Raw genomic sequence first — 330 nt, 5'->3', positions numbered from 1 at the left:
TGACACGGTTGACACGGTTGACACGGTTGACGCGTTCACGTATTGTTCTGAGAAATATGAGGTGAAGCCTGTGGAATTTGAAGAAAGCAAACCCAGAGGAGCAAATCGGGCTGATGCTTTGGTTAAGCAAAAGAAGGAGATTATGGACATGCGTGATAATGGGTATTCCTACGCACAGATTGCTGAGTGGCTGAATGCTAAAGGAGTGATTGTGTCAGTAAGCACCGTGCATCGTTTTATACGTGGCTTCAAAAAATAATCCCAGCCCCGCCCAATCCAAAGTTTGGGGCTGGAATGCCAACAACGGAATTTAAAAGGAGCTACCTATGC

The 330-nt window shown here is 46.1% G+C and carries 1 protein-coding gene; it reads left to right on the top strand.

Features of this window, described 5'->3' with window-relative positions; all coding sequences use genetic code 11:
- Window positions 1–259, top strand: a 259-nt coding sequence (locus tag ALO64_RS06470) for a helix-turn-helix domain-containing protein (RefSeq protein WP_217996269.1), incomplete at its 5' end; no start/stop codon positions are given.
- Window positions 260–330 lie beyond the last annotated feature (71 nt).

The organism is Pseudomonas meliae (genome assembly GCF_001400515.1).
Classification (GTDB): Bacteria; Pseudomonadota; Gammaproteobacteria; order Pseudomonadales; family Pseudomonadaceae; genus Aquipseudomonas; species Aquipseudomonas amygdali.
The sequence above is the reverse complement of the archived record's forward strand: the minus strand, read 5'-3'. Positions and strand labels throughout refer to the sequence as shown.